At 68.6% G+C, this 19,361-nt stretch carries 20 protein-coding genes and 1 pseudogene; 11 read left to right on the forward strand and 10 right to left on the reverse strand.

The window, feature by feature from the left end:
• Nucleotides 1-35: 35 nt before the first annotated feature.
• The gene (locus ABZ464_RS24265) at nucleotides 36-791 is read right to left on the reverse strand and encodes an IclR family transcriptional regulator (protein ID WP_359279720.1); all 756 of its coding nucleotides are present in this window, start codon (nucleotides 789-791) and stop codon (nucleotides 36-38) included.
• A gap of 130 nt (nucleotides 792-921) precedes the next feature.
• Here ABZ464_RS24265 and ABZ464_RS24270 point away from each other — a divergent pair, with 130 nt between their 5' ends.
• The 5 genes from ABZ464_RS24270 to ABZ464_RS24290 all read left to right on the forward strand — a co-directional run bounded on the left by ABZ464_RS24270 (nucleotide 922) and on the right by ABZ464_RS24290 (nucleotide 4,718).
• Nucleotides 922-1,659 (forward strand): class II aldolase/adducin family protein, encoded by a 738-nt coding sequence (locus tag ABZ464_RS24270; protein ID WP_359279721.1) that lies wholly within the window; start codon nucleotides 922-924, stop codon nucleotides 1,657-1,659.
• A gap of 14 nt (nucleotides 1,660-1,673) precedes the next feature.
• Entirely contained in the window at nucleotides 1,674-2,330 is a 657-nt protein-coding gene (locus ABZ464_RS24275) for an MBL fold metallo-hydrolase (protein WP_359279722.1), read from the forward strand.
• A gap of 5 nt (nucleotides 2,331-2,335) precedes the next feature.
• Complete coding sequence (locus tag ABZ464_RS24280; protein WP_359279723.1) at nucleotides 2,336-2,980, forward strand: RraA family protein; 645 nt, start codon at nucleotides 2,336-2,338, stop codon at nucleotides 2,978-2,980.
• An 81-nt stretch (nucleotides 2,981-3,061) separates the two neighbouring features.
• Nucleotides 3,062-3,721 (forward strand): RraA family protein, encoded by a 660-nt coding sequence (locus tag ABZ464_RS24285; RefSeq protein WP_359279724.1) that lies wholly within the window; start codon nucleotides 3,062-3,064, stop codon nucleotides 3,719-3,721.
• 553 nt (nucleotides 3,722-4,274) lie between these two features.
• On the forward strand, nucleotides 4,275-4,718 hold the full coding sequence (locus ABZ464_RS24290; protein WP_359279725.1) for an alpha/beta fold hydrolase: 444 nt from the start codon (nucleotides 4,275-4,277) through the stop codon (nucleotides 4,716-4,718).
• Between the two features lie 219 nt (nucleotides 4,719-4,937).
• Here ABZ464_RS24290 and ABZ464_RS24295 read toward each other — a convergent pair whose 3' ends face one another.
• On the reverse strand, nucleotides 4,938-5,627 hold the full coding sequence (locus ABZ464_RS24295; protein WP_359279726.1) for a TetR/AcrR family transcriptional regulator: 690 nt from the start codon (nucleotides 5,625-5,627) through the stop codon (nucleotides 4,938-4,940).
• A gap of 23 nt (nucleotides 5,628-5,650) precedes the next feature.
• Between ABZ464_RS24295 and ABZ464_RS24300 the strand changes: the two genes are divergently transcribed.
• Both ABZ464_RS24300 and ABZ464_RS24305 read left to right on the forward strand, forming a co-directional pair.
• Nucleotides 5,651-6,877 carry an LLM class flavin-dependent oxidoreductase gene (locus ABZ464_RS24300; RefSeq protein ID WP_359279727.1) on the forward strand — a complete coding sequence of 409 codons (1,227 nt, stop codon included), beginning with the start codon at nucleotides 5,651-5,653 and terminating at the stop codon, nucleotides 6,875-6,877.
• 118 nt (nucleotides 6,878-6,995) lie between these two features.
• Nucleotides 6,996-7,262 (forward strand): antibiotic biosynthesis monooxygenase family protein, encoded by a 267-nt coding sequence (locus tag ABZ464_RS24305; RefSeq protein WP_359279728.1) that lies wholly within the window; start codon nucleotides 6,996-6,998, stop codon nucleotides 7,260-7,262.
• Here ABZ464_RS24305 and ABZ464_RS24310 read toward each other — a convergent pair.
• Nucleotides 7,146-7,457, reverse strand: coding sequence for a hypothetical protein (locus tag ABZ464_RS24310; protein WP_359279730.1), 312 nt, complete (start codon nucleotides 7,455-7,457; stop codon nucleotides 7,146-7,148). The two genes, ABZ464_RS24305 and ABZ464_RS24310, sit on opposite strands and share 117 nt — an antisense overlap.
• 19 nt (nucleotides 7,458-7,476) lie before the next feature.
• Here ABZ464_RS24310 and ABZ464_RS24315 point away from each other — a divergent pair, with 19 nt between their 5' ends.
• Nucleotides 7,477-7,680 (forward strand): hypothetical protein, encoded by a 204-nt coding sequence (locus ABZ464_RS24315; RefSeq protein ID WP_359279731.1) that lies wholly within the window; start codon nucleotides 7,477-7,479, stop codon nucleotides 7,678-7,680.
• A gap of 467 nt (nucleotides 7,681-8,147) precedes the next feature.
• Entirely contained in the window at nucleotides 8,148-8,771 is a 624-nt protein-coding gene (locus tag ABZ464_RS24320; RefSeq protein ID WP_359279732.1) for a helix-turn-helix domain-containing protein, read from the forward strand.
• A 395-nt stretch (nucleotides 8,772-9,166) separates the two neighbouring features.
• Here ABZ464_RS24320 and ABZ464_RS24325 read toward each other — a convergent pair whose 3' ends face one another.
• The 7 genes from ABZ464_RS24325 to tsaD all read right to left on the reverse strand — a co-directional run bounded on the left by ABZ464_RS24325 (nucleotide 9,167) and on the right by tsaD (nucleotide 17,436).
• Nucleotides 9,167-9,643: a hypothetical protein gene (locus tag ABZ464_RS24325; RefSeq protein WP_359279734.1), complete on the reverse strand. Its 477-nt coding sequence runs from the start codon at nucleotides 9,641-9,643 to the stop codon at nucleotides 9,167-9,169.
• An 82-nt stretch (nucleotides 9,644-9,725) separates the two neighbouring features.
• Nucleotides 9,726-9,974, reverse strand: coding sequence for a LuxR C-terminal-related transcriptional regulator (locus tag ABZ464_RS24330; RefSeq protein WP_359279736.1), 249 nt, complete (start codon nucleotides 9,972-9,974; stop codon nucleotides 9,726-9,728).
• Nucleotides 9,938-10,198, reverse strand: a complete 261-nt coding sequence (locus tag ABZ464_RS24335; RefSeq protein ID WP_359279737.1) for a hypothetical protein — start codon at nucleotides 10,196-10,198, stop codon at nucleotides 9,938-9,940. The genes ABZ464_RS24330 and ABZ464_RS24335 overlap by 37 nt, the downstream gene beginning before the upstream one ends.
• Nucleotides 10,199-10,468: 270 nt before the next feature.
• The gene (locus ABZ464_RS24340; RefSeq protein WP_359279738.1) at nucleotides 10,469-14,680 is read right to left on the reverse strand and encodes a trypsin-like peptidase domain-containing protein; all 4,212 of its coding nucleotides are present in this window, start codon (nucleotides 14,678-14,680) and stop codon (nucleotides 10,469-10,471) included.
• Nucleotides 14,677-15,042: a CU044_2847 family protein gene (locus ABZ464_RS24345; protein ID WP_359279740.1), complete on the reverse strand. Its 366-nt coding sequence runs from the start codon at nucleotides 15,040-15,042 to the stop codon at nucleotides 14,677-14,679. The genes ABZ464_RS24340 and ABZ464_RS24345 overlap by 4 nt, the downstream gene beginning before the upstream one ends.
• Before the next feature lie 772 nt (nucleotides 15,043-15,814).
• On the reverse strand, nucleotides 15,815-16,387 hold the full coding sequence (locus ABZ464_RS24350) for a GNAT family N-acetyltransferase (RefSeq protein ID WP_359279742.1): 573 nt from the start codon (nucleotides 16,385-16,387) through the stop codon (nucleotides 15,815-15,817).
• Nucleotides 16,387-17,436, reverse strand: a complete 1,050-nt coding sequence (tsaD, locus tag ABZ464_RS24355; protein WP_359279744.1) for a tRNA (adenosine(37)-N6)-threonylcarbamoyltransferase complex transferase subunit TsaD — start codon at nucleotides 17,434-17,436, stop codon at nucleotides 16,387-16,389. Before tsaD ends, ABZ464_RS24350 begins: the two co-directional genes overlap by 1 nt.
• Nucleotides 17,437-17,687: 251 nt before the next feature.
• Between tsaD and ABZ464_RS24360 the strand changes: the two genes are divergently transcribed.
• Together ABZ464_RS24360 and ABZ464_RS24365 are read left to right on the forward strand one after the other, a co-directional pair.
• Complete coding sequence (locus ABZ464_RS24360; protein WP_359279754.1) at nucleotides 17,688-18,773, forward strand: HoxN/HupN/NixA family nickel/cobalt transporter; 1,086 nt, start codon at nucleotides 17,688-17,690, stop codon at nucleotides 18,771-18,773.
• A gap of 508 nt (nucleotides 18,774-19,281) precedes the next feature.
• Nucleotides 19,282-19,361 (forward strand): annotated as a pseudogene (locus ABZ464_RS24365) (superoxide dismutase); the annotation flags it as partial.

The raw sequence follows: 19,361 nt of genomic DNA on the forward strand, positions 1-19,361 counted from the left end.
CCCGGACTTGTACGCCCGAGCGAGGTTCAGGCAGCTCACAGTTGAGCGCCCAACTCCGCCGCCGACGACCGCAGTGCCGCGACGGCCTGCTGCTCGACTGCGTCGGTGAGGCGGTCCAGCGGCATGGCGACGCTCAGGGCAGCCCGGGGCTCACCGGCCGCGTTGCAGACCGCCACTCCGACGGAGCCGACACCGTTCTCACTCTCGCCGCGACTGGTCGCGTAGCCCCGTTCACGGGTCGCCGCGAGGTCCCGTTCGAGCGCGTGGGGATCGGAGATCGTCCGCTTCGTGACGGCTACGAGATCGGCGTGGCCGTACAGCGCCTGGAAGCGATCGGGCGGCAGTGCTGCCAGAAGGGCCTTGCCCACGGAGGTTGCGTGTGCCGGGAGGAGGCGTCCAGTGCGACTGGCGACCCGCAGCGCGTGGATGCTCTCCACGCTGTCGACGAACACGACATCCCGTCCGGAGAGGACGACCAGATGGACCGTCTCACCGGTGGCTTCACGCAGCGCCTCAAGGTGAGGTCTGGCCGTGGCACGCAGATCGGTGACAACCGACGCCAGCGCCAGGCACGTCGGGCCGAGGCGGTAGCCGCCGGTGCTCGCGCGCTGGAGGTAGCCGCGAGCCGCGAGCGTCGCGACCAGCCGATGTACGACGGTTCGATCCAGGCCGACTGCCGCGGCGGCCTCGGCGACGGTCAGGGAATCACCGGTGTGCGCCACTGCTTCGAGGATCTGCAGCCCGCGGTCCAGGGTCTGGGCGATCGGCGCTGGTGCTTCACGGCCACTCATCGGAAACCACCTCTTGACGACTCGGAAAACCCCATGCTACATGTGATGTGCCAATTTAGCACGGCACTGTGCGAGTATCGCACATCATAGTCGGGTCGGTCGCTTCGGTCGACAGACCCAGGAGGCGAATGTGGACAACGAGATACGAAGAACAGTCGCTCTGGCGTCCCGCGTTCTCGGCGCGGCCGGCCACGGGGACCTGGTGTGGGGGCACGCCTCGTCCCGGGACCCCGGGTCGGACGCCGTATACATCAAGGAAGCCGGCTGGGGCCTCGAAGAGGTGCTTCCAGAACGCGTCCATCTCGTGGACGCGGCCGGGACGGTCGTCGACGGCTCAGGTCCGCGGCACAGCGAGTACCCGATCCACACCGAGATCATGGCGGCACGTCCGGACGTGGGCGGGGTGGTGCACACCCATTCGCCGTACGTCCTCGCACTTGCCGCTGCGGGACAACCGTTGCTTCCGGTCAGCCACGCGGCCAACTACTTCGCGCCGCACGGCGTTCCGCGCTTCACCGGCACGGCCGACCTGATTCTCACCCCTGACCTCGGCAAGAAGGTCGCGGCTCGGCTGGGTGAGGCCTCCGCCGTGTTTCTGGTGAACCACGGGATGGTCACCGTGGGCCCGGACCTTCCCACCGCCACCGTGGCCGCGATCCTGCTCGAACAGGCCGCCAGGCAGCAGCTGCTCACGCGCACGTTCGGCGGTTGGGCCACTTGGTCCGACGAGACGGAGTCGGCGTCCAAGCGGGCCCACATCCATTCCGACACAGCCGTTCGCTCGGTGTGGGACTACCTGGTGCGCGGGCTCACCACTCGGTCGGCGCCTGCGGCCGACCTGCCCGAGGGATTGCTGACGACTACATGAACAGAAGGAAGACAGTGCGGCTGACACACCTTGGCCACTCATGCGTTCTGATCGACGATCCGGCAGGCTCGGCCGGCACCGTACTGATCGACCCCGGAACCCTCGCGGACAGCATCGACGCCATCGGCGACGTCGACGCGGTGCTCATCACCCATGAGCACCCTGACCACCTCGAACTGGCAAAACTGCACCAGTTGCGTCGAGCCAACCCCCAACTCGAAGTATTCGCGAGCCCCGGCGTCCCCAGCATGCTGCCGCCCGACGAGCGCGAGCGAGCCGTCGTGCTCTCAAGCGACGACGTCGCCCGAGCGGACATCGCCGGCTGGGACGTGATGGCGAGGACGACACCCCACGCGACCATCCATCCGGCACTGCCGGAGCTGACGAACAACGCCTACGGAATCGCCCAGCGCATCTGGCACCCAGGTGATGCGCTCGTCGTACCCGACCAGCCTGTCGACATTCTGCTGCTTCCCATCGGCGCACCATGGATGAAGCTGTCGGAGGCGGTGGACTATCTGCGCGCCGTCGCGCCGCGTCTGGCGGTCCCGATCCACCAAGGTGGCCTGGCCCCGGCTCATCGCGAGCTTCACTGCGACCTGCTCGCCAAGTTCGCCCCTGCCGACACCGAACTCCTGCTCACGCCGACCGGCGTACCCGTGGAGCTGTGACGCACATGCCATCTTCTGACCGTGCGGAGCGGCCCGAGACGAGCGAGATCACCGTAGGATCCGCTTCCCTGTACGAGGCCGCGGGGAAGGTGGGTGCCCTGCCGGCCGTCATCCGATCCATCCATCCAGGCATGCGGGTAATCGGACCGGCCCTGCCGGTACGCAGCCCGGCCGGCGACAACCTCTGGCTGCACCGTGCCATTTATGCCGCCGAGCGCGGCGATGTTCTGGTGGTCGACACCGGCTCCGGCCTGGAACACGGCTACTGGGGCGAAGTGATGACAGCGGCCGCGCAGCATCGCGGCATCGCGGGCCTGGTCATCACCGGCGGGGTTCGCGACTCGGCCGAGCTGATCGCGCGTGGGTTCCCCACCTTCGCGGGTGCGGTCAGCGTCCGCGGAACCACAAAGAACCCCCAAGGAGACGGGGACGTCGGCTCAGCAGTACGCATCGGTGACGTGGTCGTGCGGCGTGGAGATCTCGTGCTGGCCGACGATGACGGCGTGGTGGTGCTTCCCGCCGCGGACGCGGCAAAGGCACTCGCGGAAGCGGAACGGCGCGACTCGGCCGAGGCCGACATCATGACCCGGCTGAGCGCCGGCGAGACCACGATCGACATCTACGGCCTCCCGACGGAACACACCGGATGAGTGGGGCCGTCAGCCCTTACGGACCTCGAAACTTCCATTCTGTGGCCGGCCGTCGGCAATCTCCGTTCGCAAGGAGCGACCATGCAGATGCGGGCTGAAGACGCTCAGCATATTTTGAAGACCCTCAGCACCACGGACGTCAGCGACGCCCTCGACCGCCTGGGCATCGACGGACAGTGCCTCGGCATCGCGCCGCTGGACCGCAGCTTCCGACTGGTCGGGCAGGCCTGGACGCTGCGATACGCGCCCACGGGCGTCGATGCGGGCACCGTGGGCGACTACATCGACGACCTCGCCGCTCCGCAGGTCGTCGTCATCGACAACTCCGGCAGGACGGACGTCACCGTGTGGGGTGACCTGCTGACCTCCACCGCATCCCGAAACGGCGTGGCCGGCACGGTGATCGACGGTGTCTGCCGCGACGTCGACCGCTCACTGGAACTCACCTATCCCATCTACTCGCGCGGCAACTTCATGCGCACGGGCAAGGACCGGGTCCGAGTCGACTCGATCGGCGAGCCCGTGACCATCGGTGGCGTGCGCGTCTCGCCGGGCGACTGGCTGCTCGGCGACGGGGACGGCGTGGTCGCCATCCCGGCAACCCGGACCGAAGCGGTGCTCGAAGCCGCTGTGGGGATCAGAGACGCCGAAGCGCACATCCGCCGAGCCGTCGAGCACGGAGCAACCTTGCGCGACGCGCGCGCCGAGTTCGGCTACCACCGGCTCCAAACTCCGCGGTGAGTCGGAGCAGAGACAACTGCCGCCCGGGAGATACGCAGTCACAGCGGCGAACCGGGGTGTGCGAAGCAGGTTCGCGAGCATGAGACCGGCGGCCTTGTCGTTCGAACGGTGTATGCGGCGCCGAGTACCTCGGCCGAGGGCCGAGGTCACGACCACTGCTGTACCGCTGTTCGTGCCGGGTGGCCCGGTCTCGGCCGCACCCAGCCAACTTCCGAAAGGGTGATCTCCGACTTGCCCAAGAGAATCGACAGGCTGCCCGGATCCCTCCGTGCTGTCGTCGCGGTGGCCGGCGCTCTGACGATCACGACCCTGAGCGTCGTCATGCCGGACCCGGCCGATGCCAGTGGGGACGGCTCCGGCTTCAGCCGCCACACGGTCACGCTGGAGGTCTCGCTTACCGACGGGGGACGGGCCGACCAGGTCCTCAGTTCCGTGATCTACGAACCGGAGGGCGGGCATGTCCGAGGGGTCCAGGTGCTTTTTTCCAGCGCCACGTATGACCACCGCTACTTCGACCTGAAGACCTCCCGCGGCTGGGTTTCCCAGGCACGGGATGCAGCGGGCGACGGGTGGGTCTCCGTCGTCGTTGACCGTATCGGGACCGGCAGGTCCCAGCCATCCGGCCGCGGACGAGGTGAACAACACCAGCCAAGCCACGACCGTTCACCAACTCGTCACGAGGCTCAGGGCCACCTACGAGGGGCTGCCCGTCGCATTGGTGGGCCACTCTCTGGGCAGTGCGGTGGCAACCCGGGAAGCGGCGACCTACAAAGACGTCGACGCGGTCGTCGTCACCGGACTGCTGCATCAAGGAGGCGCCGCCGCGGGGCTCTTCGGTACTCTGAACCGCCCCGCCGCCGAGGACCCGGCCTGTCGACGCCGACGATTCGGTGAAGCAGACCGCCACCGAGGGCGAAGTCTCCGACTTCACGGAGGAGCAGTCCGCCGGGCACTTCGCCAAGGACGTCGTCGTCCCGGTGCTGTCGGTCGTGGGTGAGCACGACACCTTCTTCTTCGATCCTGCCGATCGCGACAGGACCGTCGCTGCGGAGCCGGCCGCCTATCCGGCCAGTCCCCGTGTCGAATGAAGGTCGTCCGCGACGCCGGTCACGACCTTGCTGCAGCGCAACGGTGAACGCACCACCGGCTACATAGACGCTTGGCTGAACCGGAGACTGTAATGCCGGCCGGGTCGGTGATGCTCAGGCCGAAGGCGTCAGGTGACGGCCGCACGCGCGTCACGTTCGTCCGCAGGCACGGCCCGGTGGGCACGCAGAAAGTCGTCCACGACGTTTTCGACGAACTCACGCGTGATGTCCTGCCGCCCCAGGAGTCGCTGGAAGACGAGGGGCCCGGCCAACTCGGCAATCGCCTGTGAGACATCGACCTTGTCGTCGACGTCCCCGCTCTTTCTCGCCGTGCGGATGATCTGTGCGACGGTGCCTGAACAGGCCTCGTACAGCTCGCCGCACAGCTGCGCGAACTCCGCGTCGCGCGAGGCCCGGTCCATGATCGTGGTCATCGGTCGCTCCAGCGAAGGGCTGCCCAGCTGTACCCGGAAGCCGTCGAGTTCCTCGATCAGATCCTCGCGCGTGGCACCCGTCGGGGTGTGGTGGGTCACAGCGCAGTTACGCAGCAGAACGTCGCGGAGGAAGTGCTCGATGGTTGGCCAGTGCCGGTACAGCGTGGTGCGGCCCACGCCGCTGCGCTCGGCCACCGTCACATAGGTCACGGCTTCCGCGCCTTCCGACCGCAGGATCTTCTGGCCGGCGTCCAGGGCCGCCGCCTGCGAGCGTGCCACCTGCGGATTGAGTCCGCCGTCCGATGGTGTCATGACCCCGATTCTTGCAGATGGAACAGCTTGCCCCAAGTTCAAGCGTGGGGCACTATGTTCCAGTCGGAACATGATGTTTCAACTTGGGAGCCTCAATGAAGACATTGATCATGTGTGCCACGAACGTCGCCGCATCGCCCGAGGAGCGACGTGCCCGCCGGCCGATCGCCCGTGACACCGACGCCTACCAAGGGATGTTGCGCAGTTACGGAGACATCGCCGGATGGGCCGACGAACTGGGCTTCGACGGTCTCGGCAGTACCGAGCACCATTTTCAGACCGAGGGCGGCGAGACCATCCCCAACGCCCTGCTGTTCTACGCAAAGCTCGCGGCGCAGACCGAGCGGATCATGTTCGTCCCCCTGTCCATCATCCTTCCCGCGCAGAACCCCATTCGCGTCGCCGAGGACCTGGCGTTGTTCAGCCACATGTACCCCGGCAGGATCGGCGTCGGCTTCGCCCGCGGCTATCAGACCCGCTGGATGCAGACGTTGGCCCAGGACGACGCCGTCACCTCCATGCAGCCGGACTCCGACGCGCGCAACCGGGAGATCTTCGACGAGTACCTGTCGATCGTGGAGCGGGCCTGGGACGAGGACTCCTTCCAGCACAACGGCAAGCACTTCCAGATTCCTTACCCGGCCGAGGGCATCCGGAACTGGGCACTGGCCGACTGGACCCGCGCCTACGGCAGCCCGGACGAGGTCGACGCCGAGGGCACGGTGCACAAGATCGGTGTGCTCCCCAAGCCTCTGCACCGGCCGACGATCTTCATCCCCAACACCTACTCACGGCAGACCGCGATCGACGCCGCACGCCACGGCCGGACCCTGCTGTCTCTCGCAGGCGTTGAGCACCTGGGCCCGCTGACCGAGCAGTACCAGGACATCGCCCGCGAAAACGGCCGTGATCTGCCGCGGGGAGAAGGTGTCGGCATCGTACGGAAGATCGTCCTCGGTGACACGTTCGACGAGGCATTCGATCTCGCGGTCCGAACCGCTGGCTACTGGTACCAGAACTTCTTCCAGGCGTTCGGCATCAACGAAGCCTTCCGGATCCCCTCTGACGCCCCGGACCGGCGCCTGAACCTGGGCGACGCACGGGCACTGACCCGCCGCATGCACGAGACGGGCGCGCTCCTGTGCGGCACCCCGGACCAAGTGCGCGACGATCTTGAGAAGACGGTCCAGGCGGGCGGCGGCCGACTCGATTGGCTGGTCTGGGAGTTTTGGGCACAGGCCCTGTACGGCGATGACGCACCGGAGATCCAGCGCGGCCAACTCAAGGCCTATGCCGAGCAGATCATGCCCGCATTCCGCTGAACCGCGCCCGCCGACAGGCGGGTAGCACGACGCCGGCGCCGTGGCCGCAGGCTCCGGCGATCACCGCCGCTCCCCGGGTCGCTGACGAAGCCATCCACTGAAATGTGAGGAGACAGAGTTGAACGACAACACCGGACCTGGCACGTTCATCAACGTCTTCGAAATGCCCGCGGAGCAGGTTGACGCCTTCGTCGCACGATGGCGCGCCCGCGCGCACATCATGCGCAACGCCCCTGGCTTCCTGGGTACGAAACTGCACCGGGCGATGTCATCGGAGTCCCGATTCCAGGTGATCAACGTCGCGCGCTGGGCGAGCCGCGAGGCATGGGAAGCCGCCCAGACGGCACTCCGGGAGCCAGATTCGCCGTCGCGCTGGTGTCCATAGCCGCCACCCTTCATCAGCGGCGATGCGCGAGAGGCCGACCCTCCGGAAACACCGGATATGGCGGGCCATGTTGGGGCGGCCGTGTTGGCCGGCGGTCGGGCTGTCGAACATCGGTGTGTGCAGGGCTCGGGCCGGCGGATTGCTCGCGATGACATCCTGGCGGCCGTTGCGTACGAACGCCGAGGACAACGTCACGGAGTCCTGCAGCCACTGAATGCGGGGCGGAACCTCGACGTCCCTGCGGCGGGACGGCGCGCGGCGGGCAGGCCGGGCCGCGCGGGCCAGGTCGAACGAACTCGCGGCGGCGCCGAAGGAGCTCTACTCCGTTCCTGACGCCGGACACGTGGACCTCTACGACAAGACCGGCCTGATCCCGTTCGACAAGCTGGAGGAGTTCTGCACGAAGAACCTCGCGTGATCAGCGGCCGGAGGCCGGGGCCCTGCGCCGGGGCCCCGGCCTCCGGCGAAGCGGAGGCGGCGCACACAGCCGGTTCGCCCGTGCGCTGATCTGGCAGCCGGCCTAGGCCCAAGTGCCGAGTCGGGTTCGGGCTGGGGCCGGTCCCGCCTGGTGGGACGCGTCGCTAGCGTTGCTGACCAGCCGAAGCACACGCGTGACATAACGGACGGGCGGATCTGCCCGCTGCACCCGACCGAGCCGGTGGCCTGCCCGCTTGTCATAGATGTATCGAGGAGACCGATGTCCCGCATCGACTACACGTACCTCTGCGAGTTCGACCAACTGGAGGAGGGCGTTCCGTGGCGCTTCGAATTGGAGCGTGGCGTCGCTGTTTCTCCCTCGACCCTCCGGCGACCCGCCCGTTCCCGTCTATTCGGTGCAAGTGCAGTACGGGCGCGGTACGTACGTGGGATACCGCGGAGTGAGCGATGAAACAGCCACCGCATGATGTGACGGCGGAGCGGGTGGACGCCGTCCGCAACCGAGCCCGGCTGCTGGACGCGGCCACCCGGCTGGTGGCCGACAGGGGAGTCGAACACCTGACCATGGACGAGGTCGCCCGGGAGGCCGGGGTGGGCAAGGGCACGCTCTTCCGTAGGTTCGGTGATCGTGACGGACTGCTGCTCACGCTGATCGACGACGTCGAGGCGCAGTTCCACGGGGCCTACACCTCCGGTCCCCCTCCGCTCGGGCCGGGCGCATCGCCGGGCGATCGGCTGACGGCGTTCGGTTGTGCGCTGATCGAGCGGGTCGCCGACGGCACAGACCTGGGCCCCGCGCTGGGCCGCCAGATCCCCTGCGACCGCCGCCACACCTCGCACTACGGCCAGGCCTTCCACCACCACGTCTCGTCACTCCTGAAAGAAGCCGGAATCGACGGTGACCACGACATGCTCGCCCACGCCCTGCTCGCCTTCGTGAACCTGGAAACGCTTGACTACCTGCGCAACGATCCCCAGGTCACCACCGAGCGGCTGCGACGCAGCTGGGCCGATCTGGTGCGGCGGGTGACCGGCATCGCCGATGCGGAAGGCCTCCAAGCCGCACCCTGACCGGCACGCCGTCGACGGGCCGGGCCGTCGACACCGCCGTCATGGCGGGAAGACGTTTCCGACGCCCGCGACCGCACGGGCTGGGAAGGGCGACCGTTCCTTCGACGGCTGCGTCCCGCCCTACGGGGAGGTGCCGACCGGCCCGGAGGTCTCCTCCCGGGCCGCGGCTCACCGAGGAGTTGATGCCCGACATCCTCGACGGCACCGCCGAACCTGGGAAGCTCTTCGGTGCGGCGCCCGACTTCTACGGTGCCGGGCCGGCCGCTGGCGCAAAGAGCGTTGCTGACACCGGCCCGGGCAGCCGCAAAACAGGAGGGTTCTCGCCGGCTTCGCAGGCAGGTGGCATCGACGACGAAGCCGACGAGAGTCTGATTCCGGCAGTGCCGGATACGTGGTCAGATTCCGGAAGCGGGATCCTCCACCAGTTCGGCCGCGGTCTCCTGGAATTCACGGAGCACAGCGTGGAAGCCACTCGCACCCCACAACGCATGCCCCGCGACAACCACGAACACCGCCGTCATGTGCACCGCCCCGACCAGGTCATGGCGCGCCATCGCGAGCAGTGCCGACTCGTCTCCGTCGGCCCACGCCCGTGCTGCCGCGGCGATGGCGAACTCGTAGTGGGGCGGGGCCGCGGCGGAAACCTCATCCACATACCGAACCAGGTGGCACAGCTTCCACCGTTCGCCCGTCAATTCCATGATGCTGATGGTCGACCGCAGTAGGCCGCTCAGGACCGCGTACACCTCGATCCAGCGGTCGTCCTCCAGACCGGTCAGCGCGTCCCCCACCGCGACGGCATCGTGGTTCGCGTAGCCCCGGACTGCTTCCAATGCGCGGTCGTGGGTGGTTTTTCGCGCTGCGTCGCTCATGAGATCGACACTAGTGACTGTCCGCACTGCGGGAATCGGTCTCTCGGCGCAACCTGCATCGGAAGAAAGCACTAAGCCCTCCTCAGTAACACCGTTCCCTGTCGCCCGGCGCCCTTCCGGCTTCTGGTGGAGGAGGACGGTGTCGCCCAGTCGTTTGAAGCCAACCCTGCGAGATCGTGGCCTCGCCCAGGTACAGGGACTGCGCGATCGAACGGTTGCTGTTCCCCTCCGCCATCAGCCGGACGACCTGGATTTCCCGCCCCGTCAACTCAGTGGAAAGCATGTTCACTTGGGTCACCAGCCGATCGACCAGCTGGGGTGAGAGACCCATGCCGCCCTCGGCGGTGCCGCGTACCGCCCGGAAGAGTTGGCCGGGCGGTCCAGCCTTGAGTACGTAGCCACGGGCGCCGGCCTCCAGGGCCCGCGGACGACGTCGGCGCGTCCGGAATAGCTCGTGAGCATCACCACGGGCGTCGCCGGGGCCACGGAGGCCAGCCGGCGCACGGCTTCCACGCCGTCGAACCCGCCGTCCTCGCCGGCGAAGCGCACGTCCATCAACACGACGTCGGGCGCCAGCTCGACGGTGAGGCGGACGGCTTCCTCCGAGCGTGCGCTGGGGCGAAGCGGATGCTCGTGCGTGCTGCCGCCAGTGGGGCGGGCGGTGCGGTACTGAGGGCAACTGTACTAATCGGCAATCTTGATCGGTGTTGGTCCGACATACCCCAGAGGGCCGCACGGTGCTCGTCCATTGCCCGCTCCGCGATCGCAGTGCGGGCAGGGCGCGCTAACCTCGAATCAGGGACGACTGGCGGGATGAACGCTCTTTCACTGGGACGAGCACGCGGGGTCGGGTGAGTGGCCCGGGAAGTACACCGACCGTTCTTGCCTGGTGAGGTCCCGCTGGACAACTCGGCAGATTTTCTTGATCGCTTCGGCTTGGTCGGGCAGATCCACGTCCCACAGCCGCACCGTGCCCTCGCCACGGCTTCCGGTTGCCAGGGTCTTGCCGTCCGGGCTGAACGCCACCGACAGCACGCCGTTCGTGTTGGTGGCAAGGATGGCCCGTGTGCGCCCGGATGCCACGTCCCAGAATCGGACGGCGCCGTCGGCGCCACCGGTGGCCAGGGTCCTGCCGTCCGGGCTGAAATCCACCGATTCCACGTCCTGAGTGTGTCCGGTGAGGGTGGCTCGGGTATCGCCGGTGGCCACGTCCCACAGCCGCACGGTGTCGTCCCAACCGCCGGTGGCGAGAACGGTGCCGTCCGGGCTGAACGCCATCGTCGTCACCAGGTCGGTATGACCGGTGAGAGTGGCCCTGACGCGGCCGGAGGCCACGTCCCACAACCCCACTGCGCCACCCCCGCTTCCGGTGGCCAGGGTCCTGCCGTCCGGGCTGAACGCCACCGACTCCACACTGTGGTCGGGGTCGGTGGGAACGACCCGTGTGCGCCCGGATGCCACGTCCCGCAATCGCAGGCCACCTGCACTTCCGATGGCCAGGGTCTTGCCGTCCGGGCTGAACGCCACGGAGCGCACCACGCCGGGTTGGCTCGTCAGCGTGGCGCGGGCGCGGCCGGAAGCCACGTCCCACAGCAGCACTGTGCTGGCGAAGGGGTTCTTCCCATCGCCCAGCCCTCCGGTGGCCAGGGTCTTGCCGTCCGGGCTGAACGCCAGCGACTCCAGGCTGATGGTGTGGTAGGCGAGCGTGGCTCTGACTCGGTGGGTGGCAACGTCCCACAACCGCGCTGCCGGGTCTTCACCGCCCGCCGCCAGTGTTCTGCCGTCCGGGCTGAACGCCACTGATTCCACGTCTTCGGTAAGGCCGGTGAGTGAGGCCTTGGCGCGTTCTGTGGCGACGTCCCACAATCTCACTGAGGCATCCACGCCACCAGTGCCCAGGGTCCGGCCATCTGGGCTGAACGCCAACGACGTTACAGCGGCGGGGGAATGCAACGTGGCCCGCGTATTACCGGAAGCCGCATCCCGCAACCACACGGTGCTGTCCTCACTACCGGTGGCCAGAGTCTTGCCATCCGGGCTGAACGCCACCGACTCCACGCTGCTCGTGTGGCCGGTGAAGGTGGACCGGATGCGACCGGAGGACACGTCCCGCAACTGCACAACGCCATTCCCCATGCCAGTGACCAGGGTCTTGCTGTTCGGACTGAAGGTCACCGACGGCATGCCGTAGGGCTGGTAAAAGCTGACCCGAGTCCGCCTGGAAGCTACGTCCCAGAGCCGTAGGGTGTAGTCCAAGCCACTGCTGGCCAGAGTCTTGCCGTCCGGGCTGAAGGCCACCGACTCCACGCTTCTTGTGTGGCCGGTGAGGCTGGCCAGGGAACGGTGAGTGGCTACATCCCACAGCCGCACGGAGTCGTCATAAACGCCAGCGGCGAGGGTTCGGCCGTCCGGGCTGAACGCCACTGACAGCACGGAGTCGGGGTGCTTCAGGGTGGCCCGGGTGCGGCCGGAGGTGGTGTCCCACAGGTCAACTCTGTCGCCCCAACTGGTGGCCAGGGTCTTGCCGTCCGGGCTGAACGCCACCGACGTGACGCCGTCGCGATGCTTCAGGGTCGCCCTGGTGCGGCCGGAAGCCACGTCCCACAACCGCACCGTGTGGTCGTCACTGCCGGTGGCCAGGGTCTTGCCGTCCGGGCTGAACGCCGCCGACCTCACGACCTCGGAGTGGCCGGTGAGGCGTTGCCGGAGAGGCAGGGCGGCCGCGGCGAACAGGTTGAGCGTGGCTTCGGCGGTGGGATTGGTCTCGTACGCGTGGATGGCCAGCAGCGAGGCCAGGTCGGGATCGGTGTCCAGGAGGGCGGTGGACTGAATGACCAGTCGCCCTGACTGGACCATCCGCTGCCTGGAGACAGCGGTCTGCCGCTGCCAGAAGGCCAGCCCCGCGGCGATCAGCGCCAGGCACAACGCCACCGCGACGCCCGCGAGCAGTTGTTGGAGGCGTCGCGTCCGGCGCCGTTCCCGTTCGCGTTCGGCGTGCTCCGCCTCCTCGCTCGCGTGTAGGAACGCGGCGACGTCGCCAGGAAGCCCTCGCTGTCGAGACCAGTCCAGTCCCTCGGCCAGGTCGCTCCCGCGCAGCAGGTCTCCGGGATGGCTGCTGTCGGCCCAGCGGGCACGCCGCTCACCGGCCCGGCGCAACCAGTCGTGGAAGCGGTGGTCTTCGGCGACCCAGGCGCGCAGGTCGGGCCAGTCGCGGATGAGGGCGTCGTGGATCAGTTCGGCCACCGGCTCGCGCGGAGCGTCGTCGGGCCAGCCGGGGATGTCGGCGGTGCCGGTGGTGATGATGCGGTGGCGGGTCAGGGCGGCCAGGACCTCACCGGTGACGCCGCCGCCGGTGTGGTGATCGGCGGCAGTGCCCGTGGCGGCAAGGGCATGCAGGTCGGCCAGGCGGACCTGCTGGCGGGTGGCGGGCACGGAGTGGGTGGGGTCGGCGGGTCGTACCAGGGCAGTGAGGATGCGCTGCGCCACGGGACGCTGATCGGCCGGCACCTGGCCGAGGGCAGTGTCGCACCAGGTCGCCAGGGCGCCTGTGACTTCGCCGATTCGCTGATACGCCTCGTGGGTGAGAAAGCCGTCACGGCGGTCGTCCCACAGCTGGCTCAAGGCCAGCTCCAGCGGGGGCAGGGAGGTCACTGGTGCCCGGCGAGCGAGAGTGTCGGTGAGTTCGTTGGCCAGGACGTCGTTGATGATGCGGTCGGGCAGCCCGTCCTGGAAACGCGCGCCCGCCGACAAAGCCGGCTCAACGATGATCGCCCGCAGCTCGGGCACACTCAATGTGTTGGGCACGTTCACCGTGCCGCCCTGGGCCTCCAACACCTCGAGCAGCGTGGGGGCCAGGGCGGCCAGGCGTGGGTAGAAGTCGTCGCGCATAACCAGGACCACGCTGAGCGTGGTCCGTGAGCCGATCGCCGCCACCAGTTCCTCCACGGCTGCCAGCTGCACGTCGGACAGCTTCTGGGTGGCGGCGGGTGGGGTGAGGAGCTCTTCGAGCTGGTCGATGATCAGCAGCAGATGGGAGCGGGGGCACTCGGCGGCGAGCGCCTGCTCGGCCGCCTCGGCGATGCCGTCGCTCACGGCACCTGGCATGCCGGCATGATCCAGCTCGGTCAGCAGATCCTGTCCGGGGCGGGCGAGTACGGGAAGCCAGTGGTCGCTGCCGGGCAGTGCGCCCGCAGCGAGCGCCGGCAGTACGCCCGCCTGGATCAGCGAGGACTTACCCGCCCCTGAGGGCCCCAACAGCAGCAGGGCCCGCCGCTGTCTGCGCAGTGCGGCCAGCACCTTCTCGATCGCGGCATCCCGGCCGTGGAACCACTCGGCATGCTCCGCGGTGAACGGCTCCAGACCTCGGTAGGGAGACACCTGCCGCTCCACCAGCTCCGGCCGCACCTCGCGCAGTTCCTCCGTGGGAGTGGCGTACGCGATGCCCTGGCCCCTGAGGTGCTCGTCAGGGGTGGTGAAGGCGGTCACCATTCCGACCACCAGACCGGTCACCTCGTCGGCCACCGGCCCGCCACTGAACCCCCTCGTCAGGTCGTTCGCCCCGGTCAACTGCAGGACTGCCCCGGTACCGGCGGTCGTGGGCAACAGGTCCCCGGCCACCCCGTATCCGAAGTGGCCCCCCGGTGGTGCGTGCATCGGAAATCCGAAGGCTCTGACCGCATGGCCCTGACTCTCCGCAGCGGACCCCAGTGCCACCGTGCGAGCCTCTGTCGGCGCGCCGCCGCTCACCTGCACGAAGGCGACATCCTCCGCCTCCGGCGCCCGCCATTGCCCGTCCAGCACCCGCCCGAACCTTCGTGGTGTGCCGGGGGCGTGTGGGAAGGCGAGTTCCACCTGTCCACCAGGCCCGCTTCCGGCGTCGCGCACCACATGCGCGCAGGTGATCAGCGTGTCCTCGGCTGCCAGGAAGCCCGCCCCGGCGACGCCGCCTTCGGCGGCGAGTATCTGGGCAACCGCGGCGGGCAGCGCGGAACGCATCTCTCCGCCGGGGCCCGAGGGAACAGAACCCGTGCCAGTCATGGCCCCGCCCTCAGGCCGTGTCCCAAGGCTCTGTCACCGTTGTCCCACAGGAGCCTGACCTTCACATTGCAGGACGCCTCGCTGCTGGCGATGACCGCCCCGGCCTGCGTCGCGAGGTGCACGCCGAATTCGACCTCGACCGCGTCCGAACCGGCTTGCCGTAACTGCTCCAGCATCACTCGCGCGGCATCCCGCACGGGCGCCAGCGCCGCCTCCAGACTCACTGGCAGCTCGCGGATGGCGTTACCCACGCGTCCAGCCTTCACTGTCCCTTCCTGCAAAGGCTGAGCCACAGCATCCGGGGCAGCCTCGACCAGGATGGTGCCTTCGCCTTCCAAGGGGATCCGTGCCAGGCTTCGCATCGGCTCTCCTCCCGCACCCGATAACCAGCCCAAAGAGGTCAAACGGGGTAGAACGTAAGAACAGCCTATCCACTGGCCGACCCCTCCACATCTTCAGTCACTTCGGGCTCTCCGCCCCACCAGGCCGGTCGGCGAGGGCCCGTCTCCGGCCCGAACGACATGAGCGATGAGCCGCCGTCTCGACGACGCCGGTCGACAGCCCGCCGCGGCATCCGAGCACATGAGCCGCATCTGGTCTTGCTTGTTGGCCCGGAGCTATGCTCTGCGTATACGTGCTGGCCTGCGACAACGGCCATAGAGGCTCCGTCCCCCAGTACCGGGGCGGAGCCTCTGCGCGTTGGAAGGGAGATCCGCTGCGCAAGGCTCCGACCCGCTCGCCGAACTGGGCAGCCCCTGGCTGCCGCGGGTTCGGAGCGCCCCTCAAAGACACTCAGGGGCCAAACAGGGGCCACAAGGACCGGCACGGATCGACAAGCACTGTGCAGGGTCGACATCGATCAATACGTTTGACCTGCGAAAACGCGACGCGGCTCCGACGACGTCCCGTCGTCGGCGTTCGTTTTTCCCCGCCGTGGCGGCAGTGACGATCTCTCCGGTGTGCCGCGACCGGGTCCGGTGAACAGCCGCCCATCCCGGAACGCGGCCACCCGCATGACCTTTCGTCAGGTCGAGGCTTCCATACCGCTCCGCACTCTTTCTGAACTCCGCCCCGGGATCCTGATGGGCGGTGACAAGACGGGCAATTGGTCCGGCCAAAAGGGGAACCGGCGGACTACAGGGGTTGCGGGGCGAGCGTACGGGCCGGGTGGTGGGGGCCGAGGAAGACGACGATGCCCTGGCCGTCGGGGGAGGGGTGGGTGGCCTGGGTCCAGCCGTGGCGGAGGTAGAAGGACATGGCCCGTTCGGACCGAACGGAGGTCAGGAGCCAGGAGCGGCCGTCGGGGGCGTCCGCCGTGACCGCCTCCAGCAGGTCGCCGGCCAGCCCGGTGCCGTGGGCGGTGCGGCGGACCGCGAGTTCGTCGATCTCGCGGGCGTCGACCAGCCAGTCCACGGTGCGCTCCGGGCCCAGGCCCGCCGCGGCCTCGGGGTAGCAGCGGTCGGTGGGGAAGGGGGCACGTGTCGTCCACGCCGTCGTGAAGCCGACGACCGTCGTGTCCGCGAAGGCGAGCGCGGCGGTGAAGCCCGGACGCCGGACGTCGTGCACCAGCCGGCCCAGGAACTCGATCGCCTTCTCGGTGTCCTCGTTCCAGGGCGGCGCGCAGAACGCCTCGACATAGACGGAGTGCAGGGCCTCGGAGTGGGCGAGCAGGTCGCGTCCCTTGAAGACACGGATGTCCCTGTGCATCAGGCCGCCACCGTTCCTGCCGCGAGCGGGTGCGGCGCCGCGTGCTCCAGCGGCGCCGACGGGTCGATCGACACGTCGAGCGGGGCGGGTTCGGCCCCTGCCCGTACGAGGAGGTCACCGACGGCGGCGATCATCGCACCGTTGTCCGTGCACAACCTCGGCGGAGGCACGCGCCTTTCGATCCCCGCCGAGCGGCAGCGCTCCTCTGCCGGGGAGCGCACCCGCGAGTTCGCGGCGACCCCGCCCACCACGACCAGCGTGCCCACGCCGTACGCCCGGCAGGCCGCCACCGCCTTGCGGGTCAGCACGTCCGCGACCGCCTCCTGGAGTGAGGCCGCGCCGTCCGCCACCGGCAGCTCCCGGCCCACATGGCCCTCGGCCCAGCGGGCGGCGGCCGTCTTCAGCCCGGAGAAGGAGAAGTCGTACGACCCCGGCAACGGGCGCGGGAAGGGGATCGCGTGCGGATCCCCCGCGCGCGCCGCCCGGTCGATCGCCGTGCCGCCCGGATACGGCAGCCCGAAGACCCGGGCGACCTTGTCGAAGCACTCCCCGGCCGCGCCGTCGAGGGTGTCCCCGAGGTGGACGATCGGATCGCGGGCCAGGTCGCGGACGGGGAGGAGGGAGGTGTGCCCGCCGGAGACGATCAGCACCATGCACGGGTCGGGCAGCGGAGCGTGTTCGAGGGTGTCGGCGGCGACGTGGCCGGCCAGGTGATGGACGCCGTACAGCGGCACGCCCAGTGCACAGGCGATGCCCTTCGCCCCGGCCAGGCCCACCTGGAGCGCCCCGGACAGGCCGGGCCCGGTGGTGACGGCGACCGCGCCGATGTCGGACAGCCGCAGGCCCGCCTCGTCCAGGGCCCGCCGGATCACCGGGTGCACGGAGTGCGCATGAGCGCGTGCCGCGATCTCGGGCACCACCCCGCCGTACCGGGCGTGCTCGTCCATGCTCGACGCCACCGCATGCCCCGGCAGCGGCCCGTCCCGGACCAGCCCCGCCCCGGTCTCGTCGCACGACGACTCGATGCCGAGCACGATCGTGGAACCCATCCCCACCCCTCCCGCCCCTTCTCGCCCCAGATAGGTTGTTGCAAGTAGTGTGCAATAAGAGTTTCGGGATGTGAACCCGCCCGGTGGGGCGGGTCGGAAGGGTTGGTGGGCGACCGGCATGCTTTCCCGGATGCTGGCTGAAACCTGACCCGGACTTTGCCGCGGCCGACTTTTACCTGCAACTCATATGCAGCAACCTGGAAGGTGTGGCTGAAAACAAATCGCCGAGATGGCACCGCATCCGTACGTCGATGACCCGCAAGGAGTGGGCGAGCCTCGGCGGGATGGCCGCGTTCATCCTGGCGCTGCACGTCATCGGCTGGGTCACCCTGGTCGCGGTCGTCGCACCCGAGCACTACAGCCTCGGGACCAAGACCTTCGGCATCGGCATCGGTGTCACCGCCTACACCCTCGGCATGCGGCACGCCTTCGACGCCGACCACATCGCCGCGATCGACAACACCACGCGCAAGCTCATGAACGAGGGGCAGCGGCCCCTGTCCGTCGGCTTCTGGTTCTCTCTCGGCCACTCGTCGATCGTCTTCGCGCTGGCCTTCCTGCTCTCCCTCGGCGTGAAGGCGCTGGCCGGCCCGGTCGAGAACGACGACTCCACCCTGCACAGCATCACCGGGTGGATCGGTACGACGGTCTCCGGGACCTTCCTCTACGTCATCGCGATCATCAACATCGTGATCATGGCCGGTATCTGGAAGGTCTTCCGGCAGATGCGCTCCGGCCGCTTCGACGAGGCAGCCCTGGAGGAACAGCTCAACAAGCGCGGCTTCATGAACCGCATCCTCGGCCGCCTGATGAAGTCGATCACCAAGCCCTGGCAGATGTACCCGCTCGGTCTCCTTTTCGGCCTCGGCTTCGACACCGCGACCGAGATCGCGCTCCTGGTGCTGGCCGGCTCGGGTGCCGCCTCCGGGCTGCCCTGGTACGCGATCCTCTGCCTGCCCGTCCTCTTCGCCGCCGGCATGTCGCTCCTCGACACCATCGACGGCTCGTTCATGAACTTCGCCTACGGTTGGGCCTTCTCCAAGCCGGTCCGCAAGGTCTACTACAACCTCACCGTCACCGGCCTGTCCGTCGCCGTCGCCCTCATCATCGGCACGGTCGAACTGCTCGGCCTGATCGCGGAGAAGGCGGAGCTGCACGGCGCTTTCTGGGACTGGGTGTCCGGCCTGGACCTGAACATCATCGGATACGTCGTCGTCGGCCTGTTCTTCGCGACCTGGGCCGTGGCCCTGCTGGTGTGGAAGGTCGGCCGGATCGAGGAGAAGTGGACGGCGGGACTGGCCGAAGGACCGGTCCCCGCCGAACAGGGCATCGACTAGGACTCTCGGGATCGTGCGCATGTCGACCTCGGCCGGATCCAGGTCCGCCGGCCGTAGCCTTATTGCAGATTTCTCGCAATAGCGAAACCCTTGCAGATGGCTGGGTTCCTGCGCGAGACTGGCACCCGGGCGCGGGGCCCGTCTTGCCTGACAGTTCGACCTGCGGATGTCGCCCCGCGCCCCCTGCCGTGCCGTGTGGGAGTCGGTTCTGGAGCGGTGGACCGTGGGTGGGGTGCATGGCGGCTCTAAGTCGCGAACAGCGCGACGACCTGCAGGCGCCCCGGGGTGCAGCGCAACCCGTGCCGCTGCAACAGCGCACGGGGTTCGGGCGGCGCCGCCCTGCCGCCGCGCGGACCCGCTCGCCTCCCCGCTCCTCTCGAAGTGCCGCGTCCCGCGCCCGCCGCGACACGGCACAGGGTCCTAGGGCCAACGCCTGACGGCAGTGCGCCTCTCTTGCTGCTAGCGTGCAGTTGCACATGAGTGGCAATTATGGCGGAGGACGTTGGACATGGCGGTTTACACGCTCCCGGAGCTCCCGTACGACTACTCGGCGCTCGCCCCGGTGATCAGCCCGGAGATCATCGAGCT

This window comes from Streptomyces sp. NPDC005820, from assembly GCF_040630255.1.
Lineage (GTDB): Bacteria > Actinomycetota > Actinomycetes > Streptomycetales > Streptomycetaceae > Streptomyces.

Bases quoted from the DNA above. Each gene is read 5' to 3' on its own strand.
- ABZ464_RS24325 (WP_359279734.1), bottom strand. From the start codon at position 9,643: ATGAGCGACGCAGCGCGAAAAACCACCCACGACCGCGCATTGGAAGCA.
- ABZ464_RS24265 (WP_359279720.1), bottom strand. From the start codon at position 791: ATGAGTGGCCGTGAAGCACCAGCGCCGATCGCCCAGACCCTGGACCGC.
- ABZ464_RS24295 (WP_359279726.1), bottom strand. From the start codon at position 5,627: ATGTTCCGACTGGAACATAGTGCCCCACGCTTGAACTTGGGGCAAGCT.
- tsaD (WP_359279744.1), bottom strand. From the start codon at position 17,436: ATGGGTTCCACGATCGTGCTCGGCATCGAGTCGTCGTGCGACGAGACC.
- ABZ464_RS24290 (WP_359279725.1), top strand. From the start codon at position 4,275: ATGCAGCGGGCGACGGGTGGGTCTCCGTCGTCGTTGACCGTATCGGGA.
- ABZ464_RS24350 (WP_359279742.1), bottom strand. From the start codon at position 16,387: ATGCACAGGGACATCCGTGTCTTCAAGGGACGCGACCTGCTCGCCCAC.
- ABZ464_RS24360 (WP_359279754.1), top strand. From the start codon at position 17,688: ATGACCCGCAAGGAGTGGGCGAGCCTCGGCGGGATGGCCGCGTTCATC.
- ABZ464_RS24330 (WP_359279736.1), bottom strand. From the start codon at position 9,974: ATGGGTCTCTCACCCCAGCTGGTCGATCGGCTGGTGACCCAAGTGAAC.
- ABZ464_RS24345 (WP_359279740.1), bottom strand. From the start codon at position 15,042: ATGCGAAGCCTGGCACGGATCCCCTTGGAAGGCGAAGGCACCATCCTG.
- ABZ464_RS24300 (WP_359279727.1), top strand. From the start codon at position 5,651: ATGAAGACATTGATCATGTGTGCCACGAACGTCGCCGCATCGCCCGAG.
- ABZ464_RS24315 (WP_359279731.1), top strand. From the start codon at position 7,477: ATGCGGGGCGGAACCTCGACGTCCCTGCGGCGGGACGGCGCGCGGCGG.
- ABZ464_RS24280 (WP_359279723.1), top strand. From the start codon at position 2,336: ATGCCATCTTCTGACCGTGCGGAGCGGCCCGAGACGAGCGAGATCACC.
- ABZ464_RS24320 (WP_359279732.1), top strand. From the start codon at position 8,148: ATGAAACAGCCACCGCATGATGTGACGGCGGAGCGGGTGGACGCCGTC.
- ABZ464_RS24285 (WP_359279724.1), top strand. From the start codon at position 3,062: ATGCAGATGCGGGCTGAAGACGCTCAGCATATTTTGAAGACCCTCAGC.
- ABZ464_RS24340 (WP_359279738.1), bottom strand. From the start codon at position 14,680: ATGACTGGCACGGGTTCTGTTCCCTCGGGCCCCGGCGGAGAGATGCGT.
- ABZ464_RS24335 (WP_359279737.1), bottom strand. From the start codon at position 10,198: ATGGACGTGCGCTTCGCCGGCGAGGACGGCGGGTTCGACGGCGTGGAA.